This is a genomic window from Bradyrhizobium sp. 159, from assembly GCF_023073795.1.
Lineage (GTDB): Bacteria > Pseudomonadota > Alphaproteobacteria > Rhizobiales > Xanthobacteraceae > Bradyrhizobium.
The window spans coordinates 71,487-97,403 of sequence record NZ_JADPKE010000039.1; the positions used below are offsets into that span (position 1 = coordinate 71,487).

The window sequence follows — 25,917 nt, forward strand, 5'->3', positions numbered from 1 at the left end:
GTGGCGTCCCGCCGTGGGACAACGCTGCCGTAGTCCGGCCCGTTGCCATCTGCTATCGATTGAAGGGCTTGAACCCCATGGAATTTTCGATGCGTCATTTGCCCCGTGCCGTTGCCCGAAGCCTGTTTCCCGCAGCCATCGCCGGAGTGTTCGCTCTCGGCCAATATCCGGCCGGAGCCGCCGAGGACGATGCCCCCAAGGGGCCAGCAGTCACGGTGCTGAAGGTCGCGAAATCCTGCTTCTCCGACATCGTCGAAGCCACCGGCACGATCATTGCGCGCGAGGAAACGTCGGTGCGGCCCGAACGTCCGGGCCTGAAAGTGACCGAGGTGCTGGCGGAAGCCGGCCAGACCACCACCGCCGGCCAGGTGCTGGCGCGGCTGGCGCTGCCGGAAGGCGGCACGCTTCAGGTCACCGCGCCGGTGGCGGGCGTGATCGCCACGTCGACCGCGCAGATCGGCAATTTCGCCTCGGCCAAAGGCGAGGCCCTGTTCACGATCGTGGCGCGCAGCGAATACGATCTGGTCGGCATGGTCGCGACCACCGACATGCGCAAGCTCGCCGTCAACCAGCAGGCCACCGTGCGCATTGCCGGCGCCGGCGACATCGATGGCAAGATTCGCCGCATCGGACCGACCGTTGAGCCGAACATCCAGCAGGGCATGGTCTATATCGGCATCTCCTCGCAGAAGCGCCTGTTGCTGAATGCGAGCGGCCGCGCGCTGATCAAGACCGGGCAGAGCTGCAACGTCGCGGTGCCGCTGACGGCCGTGCAATATTCCTCGGCCGGCACCGTGGTGCAGGTGATCCGCCGCAATCGCGTCGAGACCAAGCGCGTCGAGATCGGATTGATGGCGGGCGGCAATATCGAGGTCCGCGACGGACTCAACGATGGCGACGTCGTCGTCGCCCGCGCCGGCGCGCTGCTGCGCGAGGGCGATCCGGTGCGCCCGGTGATGGCGAGCGCCGAAGCGGCGAAGTAGAGATTGAAGAAGCGCGATGCTTCACCCTCCCCTAGAGGGGGAGGTCGCTTCGCATGCAGCGTAGCGAAATGCGAAGCGGGGTGGGGTGATCTCTCGGCACGGGCACTGTTCGTGGGGAGAGATCACCCCACCCGCTCGCGCTGCGCGCGGTCGACCCTCCCCCTCCAGGGGAGGGTAAGAAAAACTAGCCGCCGGCTTCGCCGAAACGAACGTCCTCGAGCAATGACGACGAGATGCTCGGGACCTGGTCGCCTTCGCTGGCGCGGGAGATGGCGACGCGGGTCTTGTTGAAGACGCTTTCGGCGCTGCTACCTTGCGCATTGAGGTTGTTGAGAAGCTCGCTGACGAGCACGCTGTGCTCGCCCTTGCCGTCGTCGACGACCTTGCCGGGCGAGGCCGAGGAGAGGATCAAGGCGTTGTCGGCCGCGCTGATCGGCGCGAGGCCGTGGCTGTAGGAACGGAAGCGGCGCTCGTAAGGGTTACGGCGAGAGGCGTCGACGACGACGAGCTTGGCCTTGGCGCCCTGCTCCTTCATCATCTCGAGCACGCCGTCGATGGAGACGCCATGGCGACGGACGTCGCTTTCCTTCCAGATCACGGCATCGATCGGCAGCATGTAGCTCTCGCGGCCGGCCTGCACGCCGTAGCCGCCGAAGAACAGCATGACGACGCTGTCGCGATTGATCCGGGACTTCAGGCGGTTGACGGCGCGGACCATGTCGTCCTTGGTTGCGTCTTCCACCATGTCGACGTCAAAGCCGTTCTTGCGCAGGGACGACGAGAGCGCGCGGGCGTCGTTGATCGACTGCGTCAGCGGCGCGTTGGCGTCAGGATAATGTCCATTGCCGATGACCAGCGCCAGATGCGTGGCCTGGCCGATCGAGCCCGTGATCTGGTCGGTCGAGACGGCTTTGGCGGCATCGATCGCCCGCATGTTGAGAGCAGCATGGGCGCCGATCACGAGCGACACCGTGCCGATGAGGGCGGCGGCGACGGCAATCGTGCGTCTGGAGAGGTCGAGCTGCCTTACATTCATCTCGGTTCGTTCCTGTGCCAAAGACCAGCCAAGCGCGCGCACACTGTTTGAGTAGCGCGATAGCGTCTTTAGGTTTGAGGGATCGGCCGGGGATGTGCCCCCGAATTGCGCGCAATTTGCGGCGCCGCACCAAACAAACCTTTAACCGCATATAGGCTCCCGGGCAATAGATTGCTCAAAATTCGAGCTAAGTCGCTGAAGATGTTAGTAATCCTCCGACCTGGATTTATCCATTTTTTGCTCCCCGTAGCCTTCCGGGGCGGCATCAGGCAGCCTTCGTCCCGGCTTTTTCTGTGACTCCCATCACATTTGTATTTCCTGCGAATCCGGGTAGCTTTTTCAACGACTTGCAGGGGGTGGCGCGCGGCTGGGAGCGTGCCGGCCGGCCCCCGGCCCATGCCCCGCGACCAGGTATTTCATGAGCTTTCAATATTTTGCCGGCGCCGCCTGCCGGGCGCTGACGGCGCGGAAGGACGGCCCCTCGCTTTACGAGGTGTGCGATCCCGTGCTGGCGGCTCAGGCCAGCGGCGATCCGCATCTGGCCAAATTCTACAAGACTGCGCTCGGCAATCCCGCGCTACGGATGCTGCTGCGACGGGCCGGACTGCCCGAGCTGCGCGACGAAGCGAGGCTGACGGCGCTGCGCCAAGCGCTCGCCCATGCCCGCGACGAGGCCGAGCCCGACTGGGCGGCCGTCGGCCAGCCCGTGGCCGATCTCGTCGACAGCATCGCGCTCGACCATCCCAGGCCGCCGCCGGCCATGTTCGTCGGCAAGGCGCCGCAACAATCGCAGATCGACGGCGTGATCCGCGACTGCGCACAGCACCTGCTCGGCTCGTACCGCAAGAACGGTTTCCTGCCGACCTACGCCGCCTTCAACCTGATCGGTGATCCCGATTGTCGCGGACGCGAGCTGATCATGGCGCTCACGGGCCTCAACGCGCGCGGCTACAAGAACTCCTCGCTGCTGTTCAACCTCGCCCGCGTCTTCATCGCGCGTTCGCCGGCGCGCGCCGTGGTCCATCCGCCCTGGCGAGGGGTTGCCGAGCCGATGTGGGAGCCGGTGCAGATCCGCCACCGCTCGGCCTATTACGATGCGTTCTTCATCGAGGCGCTGCTGAGCTATGTCGAGACCGGACTGGCCTCACCCGCCGACAAGGTCGCGGCAGAGCGCGCGATCGCCAATATGGTGGATTTCTGCATCAATATCAGCCGCGAGGAGGTCGAGGGCATCGACGGCGCGCGGTTCAATGTCATCACGGCGCTCGCGCCGGCACCGCATCCGCGCTTCTCCCGCTTCTTCGCCCAGATCAAGCAGGATCTCGGCTTCGGAATCTACGTGCCGGATTGCGACACCACGGCCTGCTCGATCTCGGCAGCGACGCAGGCCGGCTGCACCGATCCGATCATCGACCAGCCGCTCTTGGATTTCTACGCCGGCTACCAGGTCCGCGCCGGCGTCAACGCGCCGCGCGTGACGGTGCCGCTGAACGACCATATCGACTACGAGGGTGGCGTTGCGACCTGGATCGACAATCTCGCGGGCGAGCGTCCTTACGGCAACGATCTCGATCCGACGCTCAATCTCGACGTTCTCGAGGTCAGCTTCCGCAACCTGGCGCGCTGGAAGATTCTTGAGACGCCATCGCGGCTCGCCACCGTGCATCGCATCATCGGTTTTCAGAAGCGATTGGCGGCCAGCGGCGCTTTCGCCAATCCGCGCTCGCACGTTTATTATCTGCCGGAGCTCTACAGTGCCTATTTCGGCCGTTGTTACGCAGCGTTCCTGGCGCTGCCACTGGCGGCGCAGGCCGCGATCGATCCTCACGGCGATTTCGATTTCATCCGCCACCGCGTGCTGTCCTACGTCAAAGGCGAGTTGATGGCCGCCGAGATGAACGCGTTCGACGCCGCACTGGCGCTGATCGCGCTCGGCCATCTCGGCGCCGACCCGCGCGCCTTCGCGCCGGCGCTGAACGTGATCGTCGCGAGCCTCGGCGAAGGCGGACGCCGTGGCCCGTTCCGTGCCTATGAATGGAACAAGATGAAGACACCGACGCGAATTCTGGTCGGCGGGCCGGAGGTGACGTCGGCCTTCGTGCTGATGGGGCTGGCGGTGGCCCGGCGAGCGATGGTGGGGCGGGGGTGAGCTGGTCTCGTGCCCCGGACGCAGCGCAGCGCTTCTTCAGCGGTGCGCTGCAGAGCCGGGGCCCATGTCACCAAGAATTATGTCCGTGATTTTCTGGGTCCCGGCTCTGCGCAGCAGCGTTTCACGCTGCAGCGCGTCCGGGACACGAGAGTGGTGAGCCGCCACAATGACGGGAAGTTGAAAGCCCATCTGTTAGGCAGGCGCTGGCCGAGTGGCCCAAAGCTGACCACAATCGCGGGGTCTATCGAGATTTTCATCACACGCGGACCGGCATGTTGCGAAAAGTCCTGATTGCGCTGTTCTTGCTCGGCTTATCCTTGCCCTCGCTGGCGCAGGCCGCCGACATCACCGGCATGGCAAAAGTGCGCGCCGGCGATACGGTGGTGATCGGCAACACGCGGGTGCGGCTCGGCGGCATCGACGCCCCCGCGCTCGACCAGCTCTGCCTCAACACCAAGACCGAGCGCTGGACCTGCGGCGTCGCCGCACGTGACGAGCTCGCCAAACATACCGAGGGCAAGAGCTGGGTGTGCCACACCCGCGCCATCGACCGGCGCGGCCGCACCGTGGCGCGCTGCGAGGTCGGCGGCGAGGACATCCAGAAATGGCTGGTGCGCAGCGGCTGGGCGCTGGCCTACACCCGCATGTCCCATGATTACGACGCGGACGAAGCCGCTGCACGGGAGGCCAAGGCCGGGATGTGGCAGGGCGCCTTCATCGCGCCCTGGGACTGGCGCGTCCGCAACAAGAAGACGGCCATCCTGGGCGCCACCAAGCCGCCCGACGGCGCCCATGCGGTGCTGCTCGCCTCGGCCTCGGGACCGGTCGCGCCTTCGCCTGATTGCACCATCAAGGGCAACGTCAACAGCGCCGGCGAATGCATCTACCACCAGCCGAGCAGCCGCTGGTACACCCAGATCAGGATGAAGATCAGCAAGGGCACCCGCTGGTTCTGCTCGGTGGAAGAGGCGGAAGCCGCGGGCTGCCGCGAGACCAGGAGATAAGCGCTACAGCCCTGCGTTTAACGTGCTTTTCTATGGGCGCGCCGCCGCGTAAAAGTGTGATTCAGCGACCCACCAGCTTGTCCTCCAAAAACAAGGACCAACAGCAATGACCGTTCGCGCGGGCCGGGAATTTCTGGCCATCCCCGGGCCCACCACGATGCCCGACGAGGTGCTGCAGGCGATGCACCGTCCGGCGATCGACATCTACTCCAAACAGATGACCGACCTGACCGAGGGCCTGCTCAGTGACATCTCGAAGCTGTTTTCGACCGAGGGCAAGTCCTACATCTACATCGCCAACGGCCACGGCGCCTGGGAAGCGGCGCTCAGCAACGTGCTGTCGCGCGGCGACAAGGTGCTGGTGCTGGAGAGCGGGCGTTTTGCGATCGGCTGGGGCAATGCGGCGGCGCTGATGGGCGCCGAGGTCGAGGTGCTCAAGGGCGACTGGCGCCGCGCGGTGCGGCCGCACGAGGTCGAGGAGCGCCTGCGCCGCGACAAGGAGCACACCATCAAGGCGGTCGTCGTCGTCCAGGTCGACACGGCCTCTGGCGTGCAGAACGACATCGAGGCGATCGGCAAGGCGATCAAGGCCAGCGGGCATCCCGCGCTGTACATGGTCGACACTGTCGCCTCGCTCGGCTGCATGCCGTTCGAGATGGACAAATGGGGCATCGACGTCGCCATGTCCGGCTCGCAGAAGGGTCTGATGACGCCGCCGGGCCTTGGCTTCGTCGCCGCTAATTCGCGTGCGCGCGAGGTGCACAAAACAGCCAACATGGCGACGCCCTATTGGAGCTGGAGCGAGCGCGAGGGCACCGAGCACTATCGCAAATATGCCGGCACCGCGCCGGTGCATCTGCTGTTCGCGCTGCGCCAGGCGATCGATCTCCTGCACGAGGAAGGACTGGAGAACGCGTTCCGCCGCCACAGCCTGCTCGGCGAAGCCGCGCGCCGCGCGGTCAACGTATGGTCGGAAGGCCAGGTGCTCGGCTTCAACGTGGCGGAAGCCAGCGAGCGCTCCAACACCGTGACCACGGTGACCATGAGCAACGGCCATGATCCGGCCGTGCTGCAACGCTATTGCAAGGAGAAGTGCGGCGTCGTGCTCGGCACCGGCATCGGCGATCTCTCGGGGCAAGCCTTCCGCATCGCCCATATGGGCCATGTGAATGCGCCGATGCTGCTCGGCACGTTGGGTGTGATCGAGATCGGGCTCAATGCGCTGAAGATCCCGCACGGCAAGGGCGGGCTGGAAGCGGCCGTCGCGTATCTCGGCGAGGAAGTGGCGGTGTAGGCGCGCTTTGTCCTTCTCCCCTTGTGGGAGAAGGTGCCGCGCGTAGCGCCGGATGAGGGGTTGTCTCCGCGAGCAGTACCGGCAGACGGACTCGAGGGTAAAAACCCCTTACCCGTCTCGCCGCGACGCGGCGTGAGCCATCCTCGCCCACAAGGGGAGAGGGGAAGATCAGCGCTCGACGCGATACGCCTCGACCTGCGCTTTCAGCTCATCCAGCGATGCAGTCGGCTTGCTGGGATCAACCACGTACTCCCCACTCGCCAGCCACTTCAGCACCTTCGCATCAATCACCGGCGAATGGTGGATGACGTCGCTGTAATTGCGGAGATCGTGCGTCACCTCCTTGATCGCGCGGAAATCGTGCAGGCGCACGTTGGGAAGCTGCGTCAGGACTTGCGCATTGCGTGCGGTGAGATCGGTGACGATCTTCAGCGTCTCGGGGGATGCATCGCGCATCGCGACGAATTGCAGGATCGAATAGGGCGGGAAGTAGATGTCGAAGGTCACGTCCGGATGGCGCGTGATCAGGCCGACCGCATCGCACTCGAAATGCCGCACCATGGCATCGTAACCATAGCCTTCACCGAGGAAACGGCTGCGCGCGGGAGCGGTGATGTAGGCGAAGGCGGCAAGCGTCCGCTGCGCATTGTAGCCGCTCGCGACGTCAAAATCCCGCGGCAGCGCGTAGATGTCATCGACGTCGGACAGCGCAAACCTAAGGGGGAGATAGGGCGCCGCCCGGGTCAGCGGCTCTCGCAATGGCGGGACCGATCGCAGCAATGCGAACCCGGATTCCTTCACCATCGCAGCGCTGAAAAGATAAGACCCGATCCCCCTGGCCGTCCTGCGATAGAGATCGACGGACAGATAGGGATCGGCCTCGATGTCGGCGGCATCGATAAAGATGAAGTCGTCCATCGCCCAGATCACCCGCTTTGCGCCGCGCTCGATGGCCTGTTCCAGCACAAAAGCCTGCTGGCGCGAATTGGAGCCGGTCATCGCCAGCTTGAGCGAACGGACGCCGAGCGCACGATCGATCTCGCTCTGGCGGAAATGGATCGCGAGTGAGGTGCCCATGAAGGCGGTGTCGAACGACTGGCTGCGGATCAGCCCGGCATTCTGCACGCGCGTGTCCTCGGAATAGAAGGCTGCGACGAGGTACGAAGGGCGGAACAGTTGCAGGGGATCGACGACGTAGTTGAGTGCCGCCGCGCCCAGAACGCACGCAATGCTCGCGAGCAGAAGACGCCTTAGGTGTGTGAACGGCGTGCGCATCAGAACCGGAAATAGATGAATTCGCTGTGGCTCTGGATACCCAGAATGCCGAACGCGAGCACCAGCGATGCCCCATAGAGCACCAGCGGCCGCATCCGCCCTGCCCGCAAGTGCTCGCCGACCCTGCGGCTGGCGTGATCGTATCCCATGATGCCTTGCGTGTTCGGCGCCAGCCACACCAGTGCGGCGTAAATCGTGACCTGCACCAGCGCTGCGATCTCCTCGCGGCCGAAGACGATGTTCGAGAGATCAGCCATCGCGTGGAGCACCCGCAACGCCCAGGCAACGCTCTCGGCGCGGAAGAACACCCAGGCGACGACGACGGCGAGGAAGGTCAGCACTGCGCCAGCGATGCGGACCGGCCTCGCAAGAAGCGATGGAACGTCCGGCACCAGCGCGTTGAAGGCATGATTGATGCAGAGATAGGCGCCGTGCAGCGCACCCCACACCACGAACGTCCAGGCCGCGCCGTGCCAGAGCCCACCGAGCAGCATCGTGAGCATCAGATTGACGTAGCGCAGCATACGGCCCCTGCGATTGCCGCCAAGCGGGATGTAGAGATAGTCGCGCAAGAACTGCGACAGCGTCATGTGCCAGCGCCGCCAGAACTCGACGATGCTGACGGCCTTGTAGGGCGAGTTGAAGTTCACCGGCAGGAAGATGCCGAACATCAGCGAAATCCCGATCGCCATGTCGGAATAGCCGGAGAAGTCGAAATAAAGCTGGAGCGTGTAGGCGAGCGCACCACACCAGGCCTGGTCAAAGCTCGGCGAGCGCGTCTCGAAGGCGAGCGCAACCAGTGGCTGGATGCCGTCGGCAAGACACGTCTTCTTGAACAGGCCGATGGCGAAGATGATGACCCCGCACAGGATCAGATGCGCATCCGGAAGCTTGCTCTCCTTCCGTTCGAATTGCGGGATCATGTCCTTGTGATGGAGAATCGGTCCTGCGATCAGATGCGGGAAATAGGTCACGAACAGCGCGTAGTGCGGCAGCGCATAGGCCGCGACCTGCCCGCGATAAGCGTCCACCAGGAACGCAATCTGGGTGAACGTGTAGAAGGAGATGCCGACCGGCAGCAGGATGTGGACCGCGAATGCGTGCCGACCAGAGCATTGATGTTCTCGGTGACGAAGCCGGCATATTTGAAGATGCCGAGCACGAGGAGATCGCCGATGACACCAAGAGCGAGCGCCGCCTTTCGGTGCGGCGACGTGAGCTTCGCCACGATGAGGAGATGGCCGACGCCATAGTTGAAGGCGATCGAGATCAGCAACAGGGCCAGGAATTGCCAGCTGCCGATGGCGTAAAAAGCGAGCGAGGCCGCCGCCAGCCAGATCACCGGCGCCAGATTGCTGCGCCGCCCGAGCCAGAAGTAGCCAGCCAACACGGGCGGCAGGAACAGCAGGATGAACGGATAGGAATTGAACAGCATCAGGCTGCACCGGCGGCGGGGATATGGGCCGTAAAGCATACCAGGGCGAGGTCAACAACCCGGTGAGCTGGCACGGTCCTTGCCGCTAGCTGCGCTAGCAATTCGCGGTCCCGTCGCCATATGATGCGCGACCTGCCGCCGCCCATGGCCGTCATTGCCGGGCTTGACCCGGCAATCCATCACTCCGAACTTCGTTCTTGATGGATGCGTGGGTCAAGCCCGCGCATGACGATCTGGGTTCCGACGAGACATGAACGAGGATCGAGTGACACAGGCCAAAACACCTTCCCAGCCGCCCGTCGCCCCGCGCCGGCCGCATTCCTTCACGCGGCACGGCATCACCGTGACCGACGACTATGCCTGGCTGAAGGACGAGAAGTGGCAGGAGGTTTTGCGCGATCCCAGCGTGCTCGATCCCGACATCCGCAAATATCTGGATGAGGAGAACGTCTACACCGAGAGCCTGCTTGGCCACACCGCCACTCTCCAGAAGACGCTGGTGCGCGAGATGCGGGGGCGGATCAAGGAGGACGATTCCAGCGTGCCCTCGCCCGACGGTCCCTTCGCCTATTTCCGCCGGTTTCGCGAGGGCGGGCAGCACGAGCTGTTCGGCCGCATGCCGCGCGACGGCGGCGAAGGTCAGATCGTGCTCGACGGCGACGCACTCGCCAAGGACCACAAATACTTCAAATTCGGCGGCAGCCGGCACTCGCACGACCACAAGCTCCAGGCCTGGAGCGCCGACACCAAGGGCTCCGAATATTTTTCGATCCGCGTGCGTGATTGGGCTACGGCTAAGGACCTTGACGATATCGTCGAGGAGACCGACGGCGGCATCGTCTGGAGCAAAGATTGCAAGAGCTTCTTCTATGTGAAGCTCGACGACAATCATCGGCCGATGCAGGTGTGGCGGCACAGGCTCGGCACCAAGCAGGCCGACGACACACTCGTCTATGAGGAGCAGGATGCCGGCTGGTTCACCCACCTGCACGAGAGCACCAGCGGCCGCTTCTGCGTGATCGCCGGCGGCGACCACGAGACCTCCGAGCAACGGCTGATCGACCTCGCAAATCCCGAGGCGCCGCCGCGCCTGGTCGCAGCGCGCGAAGAGAGCGTGCAATATTCGCTGGCCGATCGCGGCGACGAGCTCTTCATTCTCACCAATGCCGACGACGCCATCGACTTCAAGATCGTCACGGCGCCGCTCGGCGCGCCCGAGCGCAAGACCTGGCGCGACCTGATCCCGTATCGTCCCGGCATCTACATCATCGACCTCGATCTCTATGCCGGACATCTGGTACGGCTCGAGCGCGCCAATGCGCTGCCGGCGATCGTGATCCGCGATCTCGCCTCGAACGAGGAGCACGCCATCGCCTTCGACGAAGCCGCCTATTCGCTGGACACGATGGGCTCCTACGAATTCGAGACGACAAATCTGCGTTTCGCCTATTCGTCGATGACGACGCCGTCGGAGGTCTATGATTACGACATGGTCAAGCGCACCCGCACCTTGCGCAAGCGTCAGGAGATTCCGTCCGGCCATGATGCCGCCGACTACGTCACTACGCGCATCATGGCGAAGGCGCATGACGGCGCCGAGGTGCCGGTGTCGATCCTGCATCGTCGTGGGTTCACGCTGGACGGCTCGGCGCCGCTGCTGCTCTATGGTTACGGCTCCTACGGCATGGCGATGCCGGCCTCTTTCAGCGCCAACCGGCTGTCGCTGGTCGACCGCGGCTTCGTCTATGCCATCGCCCATATCCGCGGCGGCGCCGACAAGGGCTGGGGCTGGTATCTCGACGGCAAGCGCGAGAAGAAGACGAATTCGTTCGACGATTTTGCCGCCAGCGCCCGGGCGCTGATTGATGCGAAATACACCAGCGCCAAACGCATTATCGGCCATGGTGGCTCGGCTGGCGGCATGCTGATGGGCGCGGTTGCCAATCGCGCCGGCGAACTGTTCGCCGGCATCGTTGCCGAAGTGCCGTTCGTCGACGTGCTCAACACCATGCTCGACGACACGCTGCCGCTGACGCCGCCGGAATGGCCGGAATGGGGCAACCCGATCGAAAGCGAGAAGGATTTTCGCACCATCCTGTCCTACTCGCCTTATGACAATATCGCGGCGAAGGACTATCCGGCGATCCTGGCGATGGGCGGATTGACCGATCCGCGCGTCACTTATTGGGAGCCTGCGAAATGGATCGCGCGCCTGCGCGCGACCATGACCGGCGGCGGCCCGGTGTTGCTGCGTACCAACATGGGGGCCGGCCATGGCGGCGCCTCGGGCCGCTTCGACCGGCTCGATGAAGTCGCGATCGTCTACGCATTCGCACTGTGGGCGGCGGGGATGGCGGAAGCGTGATCTTCTGCCTCTCCCCCTTTCCGGCAACCATATGGCGTTTAGCGCGACCTGAGCGCGCGCCTCGTCCTTCGAGGCGCCCGCTTCGCGGTCTCCTCAGGATGAGGCTAGGCAGCGTTGGTACTCGTTGAACTGCCGCCGCACACTCGCTTCCTCATCCTGAGGGCCCGCCAACGGCGGGCGTCTCGAAGGATGGCCACAGACGAAATCGCTCCTATGTGCCATTGCCAGCGCAACGGGAACAAGCGAAGAAATTAGCGCCCGTTCTTCGTCCGCCACTCCGCGAAATCAGTCAGCGTCTGCGGGTCGGTCGCGGGGTAAAGACCAAAAATACTGCGGCCTTTGCCGACTTCCTCAGTGACGAAGTCCTCGAATGCCGTCATCTCAAACGTCTCGTTGGCGATCTCGTCGGCGAGATGCGCGGGGATGACGATGACACCGTCGGAATCGCCGAGAATGACGTCGCCGGGGAACACCGGCGCATCGCCGCAGCCGATCGGCACGTTGATCTCGATTGCCTGATGCAGTGTCAGATTGGTCGGCGCCGAGGGGCGGTGATGAAACGCGGGGAAGCCGAGTTTCGCGATCTCGGCGGAATCGCGAAAGCCGCCATCGGTGACGACACCGGCGACGCCGCGCTTCATCAAGCGAGTCACCAGGATCGCTCCTGCCGAAGCCGCGCGCGCGTCCTTGCGGCTGTCCATCACCAGCACCGCCCCGGGCGGACAATCCTCGACCGCCTTGCGTTGCGGATGGGAGCGGTCCTTGAAGACGTCGATGGTGTTGAGATCCTCGCGCGCCGGCATGTAGCGCAGCGTGAAGGCCTCGCCAACCATGGTCGGCTGGTCGGGACTGAGGGGATGCACATCCTGGATCATCTGGATGCGCAGGCCGCGTTTGAACAGCGCGGTGGCGACCGTGGCGGTGGAGACGGATTTGAGCTTATTGCGGGTGGCTTCGGAAAGTTTGGTCATGGCGTGCTTTCTCTCGTTCGTCATTCCGGGGCGCGAAGCGAGCCCGGAATCTCGAGGTTCCGGGTTCGATGCTTCGCATCGCCCTGGAACGACGGTGAAACTAGAAAATCGAAGGCTCGCCGACCGGCGCGCCGAAATCTGTCTCGAGGAAGTCGAAGTCGCAGCCGTCATTGGCCTGCTTGATGTGTTTTGTGAACATCCAGCCATAGCCGCGCTCGAAGCGGGGCTCGGGCTGTTTCCAGGCGGCGCGGCGCTTTTCCAGCTCGGCTTCGGAGACATCGAGATTGATGGTGCGCGCGGCAACGTCGAGCGTGATGCGATCGCCGTTCCGGACCAGCGCCAGCGGGCCGCCGATATAGGACTCAGGCGAAACGTGCAGGATGCAGGCGCCATAGCTGGTGCCGCTCATGCGTGCATCCGAGATGCGCACCATGTCGCGCACGCCCTGCTTCACGAGTTTTGTCGGGATCGGCAGCATGCCCCATTCCGGCATGCCCGGTCCGCCCTGCGGCCCGGCATTGCGCAAGATCAGGATGTGATCCTCGGTGACGTCGAGATTGGGATCGTCGACCGCCTTCTTCATCGCGGGATAATCGTCAAACACCAGCGCAGGTCCGGTGTGCTTGAGGAAGCGCGGCGCGCAGGCGGAGGGCTTGATGACGCAGCCGTCGGGCGCGAGATTGCCCTTGAGCACGGCGAGCGCGCCTTCCTTGTAGATGGGATTGTCGACCGAGCGGATCACATCGGCATTGTGGACCTCGGCGCCCTCGATGTTCTCGCCCAGCGTCTTGCCGGTGACCGTAACGCAGTCGAGATGCAGATGCGGCTTGATCTGGCCCATCAGCGCCGGCAGGCCGCCGGCATAGAAGAAATCCTCCATCAGGTACGTATCGCCGCTCGGCCGCACGTTAGCGATCACAGGTACCTTGCGGCTCGCGATCTCGAAATCGTCAAGGCTGATGTCTTGGCCGGCGCGGCGGGCCTGAGCGATCAGATGGATGATGGCATTGGTCGAGCACCCCATCGCCATCGCGACCGCAAGCGCGTTCTCGAACGCCTGGCGTGTCTGGATCGTCTTCGGCGTCAGATCCTCCCACACCATCTCGACGATGCGGCGGCCGCATTCGGAGGCCATGCGGATGTGGTTGGCATCGGCGGCCGGAATCGAGGACGCGCCGGGCAGCGTCATGCCGATCGCTTCCGCGATCGCCGTCATGGTCGAGGCCGTGCCCATGGTCATGCATGTGCCGTAGCTGCGGGCAATGCCGGCCTCGATGTCGAGCCAGTCCTTGTCGGAGATTTTTCCGGCGCGGCGCTCGTCCCAATATTTCCAGCCGTCTGAGCCCGAGCCGAGCGTCTTGCCCTTCCAATTTCCGCGCAGCATGGGACCGGCCGGCAGATAGATCGCCGGGATGTTCATCGAGGTTGCCCCTAGCAGCAGCGCCGGCGTCGTCTTGTCGCAGCCGCCCATCAGCACCACGCCGTCGACGGGATGGCTGCGCAGCAATTCCTCGGCGTCCATCGCCAGCAGATTGCGGTAGAGCATGGTGGTGGGCTTGAGCAGCGATTCCGACAGCGACAGTGCCGGCAGCTCCAGCGGCAGGCCGCCGGCCATCAGGATGCCGCGCTTGACGTCGTCGACGCGCGACTTGAAGTGCATGTGGCAGGGCTGCGCATCCGACCAGGTATTGAGGATCGCGATGATCGGCCGGTCCTTCCACTCTTCCGGCGCGTAGCCCATCTGCATGGTGCGAGAGCGGTGGCCGAACGAGCGGAGATCGTCGGGCGCGAACCAGCGCGCGCTGCGGAGCTGGTCGGGCGTTTTCTTGTTGTTCTTGGTCATGATTGGGTGCCCCATTTCTGGACGGTGTTCCGCTCGATGGCGCGGAAGATCAGGTTCTCGACAAAGAGCCCGATGATGATCACGGTCAAGGGGCCTGCGAAGACGGCAGGAATGTCGAGCAGATTGCGGTTCTCGAAGATGAACCAGCCGAGGCCGCCCTGGCCCGAGGACACGCCGAACACCAGCTCGGCCGCGATCAGCGTGCGCCAGGCAAACGCCCAGCCGATCTTGAGGCCGGTGAGGATCGAGCCGAAGGCCGCGGGTATGAGGATCTTGGCGACGTAAGGCAGACCGCGCAGGCCGTAATTGCGGCCGACCATGCGCAGCGTGTTGGACACGCTCTTGAAGCCGGAATGGGTGTTGAGCGCGACCGGCCACAGCACCGAATGGATCAGCACGAAGACGAGACTGCCGTTGCCGAGGCCGAACCAGATCAGCGCCAGTGGCAGCAGCGCGATTGCCGGCAACGGGTTGAACATCGCCGTCACGGTCTCGAGGAAGTCGGTGCCGATGCGGGTGGAGATGGCGAGCACGGTGAAGATCGCCGCCAGCACGATGCCGGCCGAGTAGCCCATGAACAGCACCTTCAGCGAGGTCCAGGCCCGCATCGGAATGGTGCCGTCCTTGACGCGCTCGAACAGCGTGACGAAGGCGTCGTGCAACGTCGGAAACAGCAGGGGATTGTCGAGGGTGACGCCGTAGGCCTCCCAGACCGCCGCGAGGAACAGGATAATAACGGTCTTGCGGACGAAACCGTCGTTCCACAGCAGCTCAGGCACGCTGAGCTTGCGCTCGACGTCGCCGGCGCCGGTAGATGCGGCAGCCGAAGCGTCGCGCAGCAGGATTCTCGCTTCACCCATCAGAGACTCCCTCAATGCGCCACGGCTTCGGAGGCGAACAGGAGATCGTGGATCTCCTTCTCGAGCCGGCCGGCGCTGCCGTCGCCATTGGAGACCTTGTCGACATCGACCACCTCGGCCTTGACGCGGCCGGGATGCGGCGACAGCAAGAGGATGCGGTTACCGATGCGGATCGCCTCCGCGATCGAGTGGGTCACGAACAGCACGGTGAACTTGGTTTCGCTCCAGAGCTGGAGCAGCTCGTCTTGGCAGGTCCGGCGCGTCAGCGCGTCGAGCGCGGCGAACGGCTCGTCCATCAGCAGGATGTCCGGCTCCATCGCCATGCCGCGCGCGATCGCGACGCGCTGTTTCATGCCGCCGGAGAGCGTGTGCGGATAGGCATCGACAACGCGGGTGAGGCCGACCTTTTCGATATAGGCTCGCGCTTTCGCCTCGGCGTCCTTGCGCGACAGCTTTCTCGCAGTGAGCAGCGGGAACATCACATTGGCGAGCACGGTCTTCCAGGGCAGGAGCTGGTCGAACTCCTGGAAGATCATCATGCGGTCGGCGCCGGGACCAACGATCTCGCGGCCGTTGATGGTCATGCGGCCTTCGCCCGGAATCATGTAGCCGCCGACGGCCTTGAGCAGGGTCGACTTGCCGCAGCCGGAGGGACCGAGCAACACGAAGCGATCGGACCGATCGACGGTGAAGCTCACTTTTTCCGTGGCGGTGACGACGGCACTGGAGGTCTTGTAGCGCAGCGTCACGCCGCTGACGTCGAGCAGTGCCATCAGTTGCCCTTCAGATCGTGGGCGACGGGAAGATAGTAATCCGTCCAGGCCTTGGGCTGATTCTTCAGCGTTCCGGTCTTGTAGAGATGGGCGGCGAATTTCATCGTGCCCTGCGGCTCGAGATTCCACTCCATCATGCCGGGCTCCTTCAGGAGATCGAGCAGCTCTTCCACCGATGTCTTGTCGCCGGTGATCTCCTTGTAGATCTCGACCGCCTGCTTGGTATCGCTGCGGATCAGATCCTGCGCTTCCTTGGTGGCGTCGCGCACGGCCTGGATGATTTTTGGATTGGCGTCGGCAAACTTCGTCGTGGTGAAGAATTGGGCCTGGCTGAGCGGGCCGCCCATCACGTCGGGCGACGACAGCACCACATGCGTACCCGGCACGTTCTTCAGCTCCAGGAAGGTGAAGGGCGGGATCGAGAAGTGGTTGTGCACCTCATGCTTGGGGTTGGACAGCGCCGCATAGGCGTCGGGGTGACCGAGCTGCACGGTGCTGGCATCCAACTTCGACCATTGGTCGGCACCAAAAGCCTCGGCGGCCGCGATCTGAAGCACGATCGCCTGGGTCGAAACCTTCACGGTCGGCACCGCGATCTTGTCGCCCGGGCCGAAATCCTTGATCGACTTAATGTTGGCGTCGCGGCTGATCAGCGTCATCGGCTGCGCGGAGGTGGCGACGATGCCCTTCACGCCGCTGCGGGTGCGATCCCACAGCAGCAGCAGATTGCCGGTGCCGGTGTTGAGGATGTCGACGCCGCCGGCGAGCAGCGCGTCGGTCTGCGCCCCGCCGCCGGAGAAGGTGATCCATTTGGTGGTGACACCGGATACGCCGAGGGAAGCCGCGTGCTTCTCGATCAGCTTCAGCTTCTCCATGATGTGGCTCGGCATGTAGAAGATGCCGGGCTGACGCGACAGCGCGATTTCGGACTTCTGCTGAGCCTTGGCCGGCGAGCCCGCCAGGGTGATCGCGGCGATCAGGGCGATGGCTGCAAACCCACTCTGCAATTGCTTCATCATTGTTGTTCGTTTCTTCCGGCCGCCATTGACGTGCGATGCCATTGATGCACTAATGCATTAGTGCATCAATGGCAAGCCCGCCGGAGCCGTCGCCATGGAATCAACCCATCCCGCACCCCGTGCCGCCGCCCGCTCCGGCGCGCGGCTCGACCGGGCCCGGCAGGCCGCGCCGCAGGTGTTCGAGCGGCTGCGCAACGCGATTCTCGCGCTCGAGCTGCCGCCAGGCGCGCCGCTGTCGCGCACCGATCTCGCAGCGCAATTCGGCGTCAGCTCGACGCCGATCCGCGACGCCCTAATGCGGCTGGAGGAAGAAGGGCTCGTCGACGTGTTTCCGCAGCACGCGACCGTGGTCAGCCGGGTCGATGTCGGTCGCGCCGAGCAGGCGCATTTCCTGCGCCAGGCGCTGGAGCTCGAAATCGTCCGTCTGCTCGCGGAAAGGCATGACGCGGCTCTCGTCATCCGCCTCGACCACGCGATCGCGCTGCAGCAGCAATTCGCCAAGGCCGGCGACTTCGAGAGCTTCATTGCCGGCGACAATGATTTTCACGCGCAGCTCTATGCGGCCGCCGGCAAGCAGGAGCTCTGGACGCTGGTGCGCAGCCGCAGCGGACATATCGATCGACTGCGACGGCTGCATTTGCCCTCGCCTGGCAAGGCCCAGAACATCGTCCGTCACCACAGACTGATCACGCGCGCGATCGAGGCTGGAGACGCCGAGGCCGCGCAACAGCATTTGCGCATGCATCTGTCGGGCACGCTGAGCGAGCTGGACAAGATTCGAAGCCGCTATCCCGAGTATCTGACCGACTAGGAGTCCCGGGCCCCTTATGCACGAGAGCATGCATATAGTTGGCGGGATCGGTTGGCCTCGAACGGAATGGTGTCGCTCGCGAAGCGCTTGCAGGCTGGGCAGAATCCGCGCAACAATTTCGTGTTTGATGATTTGATTTGGGCCGCTGGGAATGTTCCATCCGGTCCGGAGGATTTCAGACGTGGCCAACATCCTGATCGTGGATGACGACGCGGCCGTGCAGATCACGATCCGGCTGCTCCTGGAGAGGGCCGGTCATCACGTCACCGTCGCCGGCGATGGCCGCAAGGGACTAGCGCTGTTCGAGGCTAGCCGGTTCGACCTGTTGTTTCTCGACATTTTCATGCCCGGCATGGACGGGCTGGAAACGATGCGCCACATCCGGGTGCTGGCACCGGCCATCCCGATCATCGTCATTTCGGGCCGTTCGGCCGCGCCGGACGCCTATGCGGAGCCGGATTTCCTGAAGATGGCAACCAAGCTCGGCGCAGAGGCAAGCCTGCAAAAGCCGTTCCGACCAGGCGCGCTGCTCGCGGCGGTCGATGGTTGCCTAGGCACGGCACAGGCGGCATCGCTGGGGAATCCGGATGTCAGCACCGGCCAGCGATGACAAGGAGCTTCATTCCGTTACAGGCCGGAACAGGCGCGGCCATTCGGGAAGCGGTGTGAATATCCCCATGACGCTCGCAACGCGGCTTGCCATCGCGATGATCCTGCTGGTGGCGGTGACCGTGGCCGCAGTCGGATGGTTGGGCTATCGCAACACCACCCAAGCCGTCATTCCGCGGGTGCTGGAACGCGTCGAAGCCCAGTCACGGCTGCTGGCAACCAATCTCGAATCCTACGTTGCCGGCGCGCGCGGCGACCTGCTCGGCTACCGCTCGGCCGCAGCCATCAACGGCCTGATCCGCGCTCGCATTGGTGGAGGCATCGACCCATCCGACGGAGTTTCGGAACAAACCTGGCGCGAGCGCATCGCCGCGCGGCTCGCCGCCGAGATCGACGCCAAGCCCAGCTACGGCCAGTTTCGCATCATCGGTCTGGACGACGACCAGCGCGAGCTGGTCCGCGTCGATCGCTCCGGCCCGAATGGAAAGGCGCGGATCGTCCCCACCGACGAATTGGAGCGCAAGGGCGAACGAACCTACTTCCAGGAGACGATTCGACTGGCGGCGGGTGAAATCTATGTTTCCCCGATCAATCTCGCCACGCGCCAGGGGGGAACCACCGCCTCCCACGTTCCGACGTTGCGCGTCGCCACACCCCTGTTCACGTCGGACGGCAGGCCGTTCGGCATCATCATTGCCAATATCGACATGCGTCCGGCCCTCGAGCGCGTCCGAGCGACGGCTGCCTCAGGAGGAGAGATCTACGTCGTGAATTCGCGCGGCGACTATCTCGTCCATCCCGATCGCACGCGGGAATTCGGCGCATTGCATGATCGTCCCAACGACTGGCGCAAGGATTTTCCATATTTTGCAGCCTTGGCCGGGACGCTGGAAGGATCCACGCGGCTCATGACCGACGGATCGGGCCGCCCGAGCGGGGCTGCCATCGCGCCGGCGCTGCTCGTGGGCAAGGAATGGGTTGCGATCATCGAGACGATTCCCCCGCCGGTGTTCGGCCTCGTGCCGGCAGCCATTCAAAGAACGTCCTTGCTCGTCGGCGGGCTTGCCGTGCTCGCTGCAGCTTTACTCGCGGTGCTCCTGGCGCGCTCGCTGACGCGCCCGATCGGGCGCCTGACCGCGGCCGTGGAAGCCATCGGCGACGGGCGTCCCGCGGACATACCGGTCGATGCCAGCGGCGAGACCGGCGTGCTGGCACGGGCCTTTGCCCAGATGGTTGAGGAGACCCGGGCGAAAACGGCCGCGCTCCAACGCGAGATCGAGGAGCATCGCCGCACCGAGGCAGCCCGAAGCCATCATGCGGCGCGCGAGCGCTTGTTCAGCGCCGCAGTGGAATCATCCGACGATGCGATCGTGATGCAGACGCTCGATGCGATCATCACGGGCTGGAATCCGGCTGCCGAACGCCTCTACGGCTATTCGGCGGACGAGGCGATCGGGAAATCCACCGCGATCATCGTACCTGCCGATCGCCGCGAGCAGGGCAAGCTCTATTTGCAGCGGATCGCCCGAGGCGAACCAATAGAACGGTTCGAGACGGTGCGCTTGCGCAAGGACGGCACTCCGGTCGAGATCTCGCTCAGCCTCTCGCCGATCAGGGGACCGTCGGGCGAGATCGTCGGTGCCTCCGGATCTGCGCGCAGCCTCACCGAGGCGCGGCGGGCCGAACGGGCGCTGCAGCAGCAGCTCGAGGAGCGGCGGCAGATCTTCGAGACGTCGCAGGACCTGATCATGGTGATGGACGCGCACGGCCACATCGCGCAGATCAGCCCGAGCAGCGAGGCCATTCTCGGCTACCCGCCGGAGGAGATGATCGGCCGCAACGGCGCCGACTTCGTTCATCCCGACCATCTGGAGCAGTCTCGCCAGAACATGCGCGTGATGCGGCGCGGTGAGCGGCCGAAGCTCGCTGATACGCGCTGCTTCCACAAGAACGGACACGAGGTCTGGCTGTCCTGGCTCGGCAACTGGTCCGAGCAGGCGCAGCGCTTCTTCTTCGTCGGACGCGACATGACGGAGGCGCGGCTCGCGCAGGAATCGCTGCGCGAGAGCGAACGTCTCGCCCGCAACATCGTCGAGACCTCGCTCGATGCGTTCGTGCAGACCGACGAGACCGGCAGCATCCTGAACTGGAATTCGCAAGCCGAACGGCTGTTCGGCTGGCGCCGCGACGAGGTGCTCGGCAAGAACACGATCGATCTGATCGTCGCCGAAAGCGAACGCGAAAGGGTCTGGACCGGCCTGAAGCACTTCCTGGAAAACGAGGGCGACAGGACGTTGAATCGGCGCCGCGAGCTAATGTGCCGCCGCCGCGACGGCAAGGAGTTCAGGGCCGAGCTCAGCGTCACCGCGCTGAAGCGCCGCGAGGGCCTGCTGTTCAACGTCTTCTACCGCGACCTCACCGACAAGATCGCCGCCGAGGAGCGCATCCGTCATGCCGAGAAGATGGAGGCCGTAGGCCAGCTTACCGGCGGCGTGGCGCACGACTTCAACAACATCCTCACCGTCATCACCGGAACCATCGAGATCCTGGCGGAGGCGGTCGAGAAGGAGCCGCAACTCGCGGCCATCACCAAGATGATCGACGAGGCGGCCGCGCGCGGCGCCGATCTGACCCAGCACCTGCTCGCCTTCGCGCGCAAGCAGCCGCTCCAGCCGCGCGAGGTCGACATCAACTCGCTGATCGTGGACACCGCGAAACTGCTGCGCCCGACGCTGGGCGAGCAGATCCAGATCGAATCGGCATTCGAGGACGAGAGCTGCGTCGCGATCGTCGATCCCAACCAACTCACCACTGCCATCCTCAACCTCGCGCTCAATGCCCGCGATGCCATGCCAGGCGGCGGCAAGCTGATCCTGGAGACGGGCGCCGCCTATCTCGACGAGGTCTATGCCAGCGCCAACGACGTACCGCCGGGGCACTACGCGCTGATTGCCGTGAGCGACACCGGCACCGGAATCCCTGCGAACTTGCTGCCCAGGGTGTTCGATCCCTTCTTCACCTCGAAGGGCCCGGGCAAGGGCACCGGACTCGGACTCTCAATGGTTTACGGCTTCATCAAGCAGTCCGCTGGGCACATCAAGATCTACAGCGAGGAAGGCCACGGCACCACGATCAAGATGTACCTGCCGCCGGGCAAGACACCGACGGCGGTCGGCGAGGGTGTGACGGCGGCGCCAATCGAGGGCGGGCACGAGACCATCCTTGTGGTCGAGGACGACCGGCTGGTCCGTGACTACGTATTGGCTCAGCTGCATTCGCTGGGATACGTCACCTTGCAGGCCGCGAACGCGGCCGAGGCGCTCGCGATCGTCGCCGCAGGCAAGCCGTTCGACCTCCTGTTCACCGACGTCATCATGCCCGGCAAGATGAACGGACGTCAGCTCGCCGACGAGCTCCAGAAGACCCGCCCCGATCTCAGGGTAGTCTACACGTCCGGCTATACCGAGAATGCGATCATCCATCATGGCCGGCTGGATGCGGGCGTGCTGCTGCTGGCCAAGCCTTATCGCAAGTCCGATCTGGCGCGGATCATCCGAAAGGCATTGAGCGAGTGAGGCATGTTCGCGTGTCCCGGACAAGTGCGCAACGTAGAACGCTGCGCCGCACAGTCGGAACCCAGAACTTCTTGCGATCAGTTGAAAAGATGGACACCGGCTCGGCAGCGCATCACTGCGTGACGCGCTGGGTCCGGGGCACGAAAGAGAGATCTCGTCCTACGACGCGCGCTGGGCTGCGGTCATCACGATGCGGATCAGGTCGGCGGCATTGCGCGCGCCGAGTTTCTTCATGATGTTGGCGCGGTGGTCCTCGATGGTACGCGGGCTGATGCCGAGCGTACGGCCGGCTTCCTTGTTGGATGCACCGGAGGCGAACTGCTCGAGCACCTCGCGCTCCCTGCGCGTCAACGGCTCGCGTCCGGGGAAATGCAGCGAACCGAATTTCGGCGACGCGTTCTCCGCCTGCCGTCGTGCATAGGCGCCGATCGCCTCGTCGAGTCGGCCGACAATCTCGCTGCCGCGGAATGGCTTCTCGATGAAGTCGAGCGCACCGCTCTTGATCGCGCCCACCGCCATCGCGATGTCGCCCTGCCCGGAGATCATGAAGATCGGCGCCGGATAGTCCTCGCCGTGCAATTCCTTGAGAATGTCGAGGCCCGACTTTCCGGGAATATGCACGTCGAGCAGGATCGCAGCCGGTGTGCGGTTTCGCGCGACGGAGAGCAGCGCTGCGCCGTCCGCAAAACAGATCACCTCATAGCCCGCCGCCTTCAACACCATCGACAAGGTGTCGCGAACGGCAGGGTCGTCGTCGACCACGAAGATTTCACCGCGAGAGCTTTGTTCGGCCATGTGCCACATCCGGTTGGCATGAAGGACTCGCGTCCGCGCCAACCGTTATGGCGTTCGGCGCGGATTCGGCCCACCCGTATTTGTACGGGACACGGACTTAACGCACAAGTAGCGGCATGGCGCCTAATTGCAGGGGACGGAGAATATCCATGCTAAATTTGGCCGATACGCCGCCGTTGGTCGCAACGCCCGAAGTCGAGAGCCGTGAGCTGATTGCGGCTGACCTTCGCTTGCTGATCGCGCAGATCGAGACCAGCATGCGCCGGATCGCCGCAGCCATGGATCAAGAACACGGCGATGATCCGGAAAGTTCCGCGGACGTCTTCATCCTCGACGACGTCACGCCCCCATACGCCACCGCGAGCGCCGCCCTCGGCGCCTGCCGGGCGGGGCTTCGCCACGCCCTGCAATGCCTATCGGAATCCAGCGACGCGTAGCATCGCGATCAGCGCGGCGGCGCAGCAGCCGCATCCGATCGCATGGCAGCTCCGCAGCTAAAGCGCGACGAGATCAGGATCAATCGTCATCGCGCTTTAGGCTGTTGTTTGAGCATGATCTTTTCGGAAAACCGCTTCGCACTTTGCGCTAACGCGGCCCTTCGGGTCCGGATCATGCTTCAGGCGCGGTGCCGTTCCACGATCGCCTCGGTGGCGACACCACCCCAAGTGTGGATTGCGGGCAAGCCCATCGCGGTCTTGCTGAGATTAGCCAGGCTGATGCGCAGGGCCGCGAGATCCAGCGGCTTCGGCAGGCTCTGGAGCTCGATCCCGACGGAACGGGCGAAGCTGCGGGCGGCACTGCGGCGCTTGCCGTCCATACCGCTGATCACGATCACAGCGCCGGCGAATTTCGCCTCTTTCATCTCGCGCAGCACGTCGATTCCGTCGCCATCTTCCAGCACGAGATCGAGCGTCACGCAGTCGAAGCGCGCGGCGCGGAGCTTCTTGATCGCTTCCGCCACCGACGGCGCCACGGTGACTTCGTGGCCGGCCTGCTTGGCGGCGACCGTGATCAGGCTGCGCTGCGTGGCGTCGTCATCGACCACCAGGAGCTGAAGCGCACGCCGCTCGGCGACGTCGGGCAGGTTTGACGGGATCGGAGAGAGAGAGCTTCTGGGCATTGCCGTATCCTGAGATTGAGACCAGCAATGGCTACACGGCTCGCGCTTAGACGACGTAAAGCTGCTTCGGCAAATTGGTTCGGATGTTTCAGCAAATGTAAAGCAACGTGGCGGAAAGCGCGGCGGCAGCCACGCCCTGATCAGGCCGCGGCGTCATGGCCGCCGGCCGCGCCGCGCTTCTTCCGGTTCTTGCCACGCAGGAACTGGATGTCCATCTCGGCGCCGTTGACGCGCACCAGCTCGCAGCGGCGGTAGGCGAGGCCAGTTGACGACAGCAGCAGGAAGAACTCTTTCAAGTTCAGCCCCTGGATCGAGCCTTCCACCGTGAGGATGGCGTCGGTATCGGAGATCGCGTTGAGCTTGCAGTCGCGCCGCCAGGTACCGTCGATCGCCATGATGCAGACGTCATAGCCACGGCTGAACGTCACGCGCTCCGCACCTTTTCCATCCTCGGCCATGCTTAGCGTCCTGCCATCACCGCGAGGCGGGGGGCCGCGCCGGCCAGAGCCGGCTTGGCTGCCGCCGTGCGCGGATCGTTCGGCTTGTAGAGGCCGCGCCGTTCCGCAATCGGCCTGAACGTGTCGGTCAGTCCGACCACGGTCTCGGCTGCACCCAGCACCAGGAAGCCATCGGGCTCGATCTGGCGCGCCAGACGGTTGAAGATGTTGATCTTGGTGTCCTGGTCGAAATAGATCAGCACGTTGCGGCAGAAGATTACGTCGAAGGTGCCGAGCTGGGCAAAATCGTGCAGCAAGTTGAGCTGCCGATGCTGGATCATCGCCCGCAATTCGGGATTGATCTGCCAGGTCTCGCCGGTCTGCTTGAAATATTTGACCAGCATCTGGATCGGCAGGCCACGCTGCACCTCGAACTGGCTGTAGACCCCGGCCTTGGCCTTTTCCAGCACCTCCTGCGACAGATCCGTCGCGATGATCTCGATGCGCCAGCCGGCGAGGGCCGCGCCCATCTCCTTGAGGCACATCGCCAGCGAATAGGGCTCCTGCCCGGTCGAGCCGGCGGCGCACCAGATGCGCACGCTGCGGCGGCCGGCGCGCGCCTTGATGACCTCGGGCATGATCGTGTCGCGGAAATGATCGAACGGCACCTTGTCGCGAAAGAAGAAGGTCTCGTTGGTGGTCATGGCTTGGACCACGTCGGTGATCAGCGGGCGCGAGCCGGCTTGCAGCTTCTGCACAAGCTCGGCGATGCCGGAGAACCCGGCCTTGCGGGCGAGCGGCAGCAGGCGGCTTTCGATCAGATATTGCTTGTCTGCGGATAGGTCGAGACCGGAATTATCCTTTAGGAACTTGCGCAGATACTCATACTCGGTCGGCGTCACTGATGGCCTCTTCGAAACTGTACACGGGACACTCTGGCCAAAACACGCGGGCCAGACATACTCAGACCATGGCTTGCCCGACCGGGATCAAACCAACTTCAGCGAATTTATCGGCGATAATGTCCTTGTCGAAGGGCTTCATGATGTACTCGTTGGCGCCGCCGCTGAGCGCCTGGGCGATATGAGCCACGTTGTTCTCGGTGGTGCAGAACACCACCTTGGGCTGGTCGCCGCCGGGCAGGCGACGCATGTGGCCCATGAACTCGAAGCCGTCCATCACAGGCATGTTCCAGTCGAGCAGCACCGCATCGGGCAGCTTGCGCTGGCAGATTTCGAGCGCCTTCGACCCGTCCTCGGCCTCGGTGACCTCGAACTCGAGACCTTCCAGGATCCGGCGCGCGATCTTGCGCACGACACTGGAATCATCGACCACCAAACACGTCTTCATTTCGGTTCTCCGGCTTCGATGTTTCGGTTGGCTCACGCAGCCATTTGCACTTTGGTTTCGAGCTCGAGGACGCGATCGACGTCGAGGACGACCATGAGCTGGCCGTCGAGGCGGTGGACGCCGCCGGCGAGCTTGGCCATGCGGGGGTCGAGGTTGACGGGGTTGTCTTCCTTGCCGTCCTCGGGCAGGCGCAGCACCTCGCCGATCTGGTCG

General features: G+C 64.1%; 23 protein-coding genes and 1 pseudogene. 9 read left to right on the forward strand and 15 right to left on the reverse strand.

The window, feature by feature from the left end:
- The first annotated feature begins 89 nt into the window (after nucleotides 1-89).
- Nucleotides 90-983 (forward strand): HlyD family efflux transporter periplasmic adaptor subunit, encoded by an 894-nt coding sequence (locus IVA96_RS08360; protein ID WP_247278646.1) that lies wholly within the window; start codon nucleotides 90-92, stop codon nucleotides 981-983.
- Nucleotides 984-1,167: 184 nt separating this feature from the next.
- On the opposite strand, the gene IVA96_RS08365 is transcribed toward IVA96_RS08360, so the two are convergent.
- Nucleotides 1,168-2,019: a caspase family protein gene (locus IVA96_RS08365; RefSeq protein ID WP_247279738.1), complete on the reverse strand. Its 852-nt coding sequence runs from the start codon at nucleotides 2,017-2,019 to the stop codon at nucleotides 1,168-1,170.
- A 418-nt stretch (nucleotides 2,020-2,437) separates the two neighbouring features.
- Between IVA96_RS08365 and IVA96_RS08370 the strand changes: the two genes are divergently transcribed.
- The 3 genes from IVA96_RS08370 (at nucleotide 2,438) to IVA96_RS08380 (ending at nucleotide 6,466) form a co-directional block, all read left to right on the forward strand.
- Nucleotides 2,438-4,168 carry a hypothetical protein gene (locus IVA96_RS08370; RefSeq protein ID WP_247416795.1) on the forward strand — a complete coding sequence of 577 codons (1,731 nt, stop codon included), beginning with the start codon at nucleotides 2,438-2,440 and terminating at the stop codon, nucleotides 4,166-4,168.
- A gap of 272 nt (nucleotides 4,169-4,440) precedes the next feature.
- Complete coding sequence (locus tag IVA96_RS08375; protein ID WP_247279740.1) at nucleotides 4,441-5,172, forward strand: thermonuclease family protein; 732 nt, start codon at nucleotides 4,441-4,443, stop codon at nucleotides 5,170-5,172.
- A gap of 106 nt (nucleotides 5,173-5,278) precedes the next feature.
- Nucleotides 5,279-6,466, forward strand: coding sequence for an aminotransferase class V-fold PLP-dependent enzyme (locus IVA96_RS08380; protein WP_247279741.1), 1,188 nt, complete (start codon nucleotides 5,279-5,281; stop codon nucleotides 6,464-6,466).
- 168 nt (nucleotides 6,467-6,634) lie between these two features.
- On the opposite strand, the gene IVA96_RS08385 is transcribed toward IVA96_RS08380, so the two are convergent.
- From IVA96_RS08385 to IVA96_RS08395, 3 genes are read right to left on the reverse strand one after another with little or no spacing between them, the layout of a single operon-like run.
- The gene (locus IVA96_RS08385; RefSeq protein WP_247416799.1) at nucleotides 6,635-7,741 is read right to left on the reverse strand and encodes a hypothetical protein; all 1,107 of its coding nucleotides are present in this window, start codon (nucleotides 7,739-7,741) and stop codon (nucleotides 6,635-6,637) included.
- Nucleotides 7,741-8,772 carry an MBOAT family O-acyltransferase gene (locus IVA96_RS08390; RefSeq protein WP_247416801.1) on the reverse strand — a complete coding sequence of 344 codons (1,032 nt, stop codon included), beginning with the start codon at nucleotides 8,770-8,772 and terminating at the stop codon, nucleotides 7,741-7,743. The genes IVA96_RS08385 and IVA96_RS08390 overlap by 1 nt, the downstream gene beginning before the upstream one ends.
- Nucleotides 8,712-9,176, reverse strand: coding sequence for a hypothetical protein (locus IVA96_RS08395; protein ID WP_247416805.1), 465 nt, complete (start codon nucleotides 9,174-9,176; stop codon nucleotides 8,712-8,714). The genes IVA96_RS08390 and IVA96_RS08395 overlap by 61 nt, the downstream gene beginning before the upstream one ends.
- Nucleotides 9,177-9,441: 265 nt before the next feature.
- Here IVA96_RS08395 and IVA96_RS08400 point away from each other — a divergent pair, with 265 nt between their 5' ends.
- Complete coding sequence (locus IVA96_RS08400; RefSeq protein WP_247279744.1) at nucleotides 9,442-11,541, forward strand: S9 family peptidase; 2,100 nt, start codon at nucleotides 9,442-9,444, stop codon at nucleotides 11,539-11,541.
- A gap of 251 nt (nucleotides 11,542-11,792) precedes the next feature.
- Here IVA96_RS08400 and IVA96_RS08405 read toward each other — a convergent pair whose 3' ends face one another.
- From IVA96_RS08405 to IVA96_RS08425, 5 genes are all read right to left on the reverse strand, one after another.
- Complete coding sequence (locus IVA96_RS08405) at nucleotides 11,793-12,512, reverse strand: ribonuclease activity regulator RraA (protein WP_247279745.1); 720 nt, start codon at nucleotides 12,510-12,512, stop codon at nucleotides 11,793-11,795.
- Nucleotides 12,513-12,612: 100 nt separating this feature from the next.
- Nucleotides 12,613-14,355 carry an L-arabinonate dehydratase gene (araD, locus tag IVA96_RS08410; RefSeq protein ID WP_247279746.1) on the reverse strand — a complete coding sequence of 581 codons (1,743 nt, stop codon included), beginning with the start codon at nucleotides 14,353-14,355 and terminating at the stop codon, nucleotides 12,613-12,615.
- Nucleotides 14,352-15,215 carry an ABC transporter permease gene (locus tag IVA96_RS08415; protein WP_247416810.1) on the reverse strand — a complete coding sequence of 288 codons (864 nt, stop codon included), beginning with the start codon at nucleotides 15,213-15,215 and terminating at the stop codon, nucleotides 14,352-14,354. Before IVA96_RS08415 ends, araD begins: the two co-directional genes overlap by 4 nt.
- A gap of 11 nt (nucleotides 15,216-15,226) precedes the next feature.
- The gene (locus IVA96_RS08420) at nucleotides 15,227-15,988 is read right to left on the reverse strand and encodes an ABC transporter ATP-binding protein (protein ID WP_247303978.1); all 762 of its coding nucleotides are present in this window, start codon (nucleotides 15,986-15,988) and stop codon (nucleotides 15,227-15,229) included.
- Nucleotides 15,988-17,007 (reverse strand): ABC transporter substrate-binding protein, encoded by a 1,020-nt coding sequence (locus tag IVA96_RS08425; protein ID WP_247279749.1) that lies wholly within the window; start codon nucleotides 17,005-17,007, stop codon nucleotides 15,988-15,990. The genes IVA96_RS08420 and IVA96_RS08425 overlap by 1 nt, the downstream gene beginning before the upstream one ends.
- A 94-nt stretch (nucleotides 17,008-17,101) precedes the next feature.
- Here IVA96_RS08425 and IVA96_RS08430 point away from each other — a divergent pair, with 94 nt between their 5' ends.
- The 3 genes from IVA96_RS08430 to IVA96_RS08440 all read left to right on the forward strand — a co-directional run bounded on the left by IVA96_RS08430 (nucleotide 17,102) and on the right by IVA96_RS08440 (nucleotide 22,002).
- Nucleotides 17,102-17,818, forward strand: a complete 717-nt coding sequence (locus tag IVA96_RS08430; RefSeq protein WP_247279750.1) for a GntR family transcriptional regulator — start codon at nucleotides 17,102-17,104, stop codon at nucleotides 17,816-17,818.
- A gap of 181 nt (nucleotides 17,819-17,999) precedes the next feature.
- Nucleotides 18,000-18,428 carry a response regulator gene (locus IVA96_RS08435; RefSeq protein WP_247279751.1) on the forward strand — a complete coding sequence of 143 codons (429 nt, stop codon included), beginning with the start codon at nucleotides 18,000-18,002 and terminating at the stop codon, nucleotides 18,426-18,428.
- Nucleotides 18,406-22,002 (forward strand): PAS domain S-box protein, encoded by a 3,597-nt coding sequence (locus IVA96_RS08440; protein WP_247416812.1) that lies wholly within the window; start codon nucleotides 18,406-18,408, stop codon nucleotides 22,000-22,002. Before IVA96_RS08435 ends, IVA96_RS08440 begins: the two co-directional genes overlap by 23 nt.
- Before the next feature lie 159 nt (nucleotides 22,003-22,161).
- Here the strand turns inward: IVA96_RS08440 and IVA96_RS08445 are convergent, their stop codons facing one another.
- Nucleotides 22,162-22,797: a response regulator gene (locus tag IVA96_RS08445; protein WP_091897867.1), complete on the reverse strand. Its 636-nt coding sequence runs from the start codon at nucleotides 22,795-22,797 to the stop codon at nucleotides 22,162-22,164.
- A gap of 149 nt (nucleotides 22,798-22,946) precedes the next feature.
- Here IVA96_RS08445 and IVA96_RS08450 point away from each other — a divergent pair, with 149 nt between their 5' ends.
- Nucleotides 22,947-23,234 (forward strand): hypothetical protein, encoded by a 288-nt coding sequence (locus IVA96_RS08450; protein ID WP_247279753.1) that lies wholly within the window; start codon nucleotides 22,947-22,949, stop codon nucleotides 23,232-23,234.
- A gap of 179 nt (nucleotides 23,235-23,413) precedes the next feature.
- Here IVA96_RS08450 and IVA96_RS08455 read toward each other — a convergent pair whose 3' ends face one another.
- The 5 genes and pseudogenes from IVA96_RS08455 to IVA96_RS08475 form a co-directional block, all read right to left on the reverse strand.
- Entirely contained in the window at nucleotides 23,414-23,917 is a 504-nt protein-coding gene (locus tag IVA96_RS08455; protein ID WP_247279754.1) for a response regulator, read from the reverse strand.
- A 140-nt stretch (nucleotides 23,918-24,057) separates the two neighbouring features.
- Nucleotides 24,058-24,375, reverse strand: a complete 318-nt coding sequence (locus IVA96_RS08460; RefSeq protein ID WP_011083221.1) for a hypothetical protein — start codon at nucleotides 24,373-24,375, stop codon at nucleotides 24,058-24,060.
- 2 nt (nucleotides 24,376-24,377) lie between these two features.
- On the reverse strand, nucleotides 24,378-25,256 hold the full coding sequence (locus IVA96_RS08465; protein WP_247279755.1) for a protein-glutamate O-methyltransferase CheR: 879 nt from the start codon (nucleotides 25,254-25,256) through the stop codon (nucleotides 24,378-24,380).
- Nucleotides 25,257-25,317: 61 nt separating this feature from the next.
- The gene (locus IVA96_RS08470; protein WP_027577509.1) at nucleotides 25,318-25,704 is read right to left on the reverse strand and encodes a response regulator; all 387 of its coding nucleotides are present in this window, start codon (nucleotides 25,702-25,704) and stop codon (nucleotides 25,318-25,320) included.
- Nucleotides 25,705-25,736: 32 nt separating this feature from the next.
- A pseudogene (locus IVA96_RS08475) lies at nucleotides 25,737-25,917 on the reverse strand (chemotaxis protein CheW); the annotation flags it as partial.

Coding starts and splice junctions, on each gene's coding strand:
- IVA96_RS08450 (WP_247279753.1), top strand. CDS start 22,947: ATGCTAAATTTGGCCGATACGCCGCCGTTGGTCGCAACGCCCGAAGTC.
- IVA96_RS08455 (WP_247279754.1), bottom strand. CDS start 23,917: ATGCCCAGAAGCTCTCTCTCTCCGATCCCGTCAAACCTGCCCGACGTC.
- IVA96_RS08360 (WP_247278646.1), top strand. CDS start 90: ATGCGTCATTTGCCCCGTGCCGTTGCCCGAAGCCTGTTTCCCGCAGCC.
- IVA96_RS08405 (WP_247279745.1), bottom strand. CDS start 12,512: ATGACCAAACTTTCCGAAGCCACCCGCAATAAGCTCAAATCCGTCTCC.
- IVA96_RS08425 (WP_247279749.1), bottom strand. CDS start 17,007: ATGATGAAGCAATTGCAGAGTGGGTTTGCAGCCATCGCCCTGATCGCC.
- IVA96_RS08430 (WP_247279750.1), top strand. CDS start 17,102: ATGGAATCAACCCATCCCGCACCCCGTGCCGCCGCCCGCTCCGGCGCG.
- araD (WP_247279746.1), bottom strand. CDS start 14,355: ATGACCAAGAACAACAAGAAAACGCCCGACCAGCTCCGCAGCGCGCGC.
- IVA96_RS08460 (WP_011083221.1), bottom strand. CDS start 24,375: ATGGCCGAGGATGGAAAAGGTGCGGAGCGCGTGACGTTCAGCCGTGGC.
- IVA96_RS08365 (WP_247279738.1), bottom strand. CDS start 2,019: ATGAATGTAAGGCAGCTCGACCTCTCCAGACGCACGATTGCCGTCGCC.
- IVA96_RS08445 (WP_091897867.1), bottom strand. CDS start 22,797: ATGGCCGAACAAAGCTCTCGCGGTGAAATCTTCGTGGTCGACGACGAC.
- IVA96_RS08375 (WP_247279740.1), top strand. CDS start 4,441: ATGTTGCGAAAAGTCCTGATTGCGCTGTTCTTGCTCGGCTTATCCTTG.
- IVA96_RS08385 (WP_247416799.1), bottom strand. CDS start 7,741: ATGCGCACGCCGTTCACACACCTAAGGCGTCTTCTGCTCGCGAGCATT.
- IVA96_RS08415 (WP_247416810.1), bottom strand. CDS start 15,215: ATGGGTGAAGCGAGAATCCTGCTGCGCGACGCTTCGGCTGCCGCATCT.
- IVA96_RS08370 (WP_247416795.1), top strand. CDS start 2,438: ATGAGCTTTCAATATTTTGCCGGCGCCGCCTGCCGGGCGCTGACGGCG.
- IVA96_RS08440 (WP_247416812.1), top strand. CDS start 18,406: ATGTCAGCACCGGCCAGCGATGACAAGGAGCTTCATTCCGTTACAGGC.
- IVA96_RS08470 (WP_027577509.1), bottom strand. CDS start 25,704: ATGAAGACGTGTTTGGTGGTCGATGATTCCAGTGTCGTGCGCAAGATC.
- IVA96_RS08395 (WP_247416805.1), bottom strand. CDS start 9,176: ATGCTGTTCAATTCCTATCCGTTCATCCTGCTGTTCCTGCCGCCCGTG.
- IVA96_RS08420 (WP_247303978.1), bottom strand. CDS start 15,988: ATGGCACTGCTCGACGTCAGCGGCGTGACGCTGCGCTACAAGACCTCC.
- IVA96_RS08380 (WP_247279741.1), top strand. CDS start 5,279: ATGACCGTTCGCGCGGGCCGGGAATTTCTGGCCATCCCCGGGCCCACC.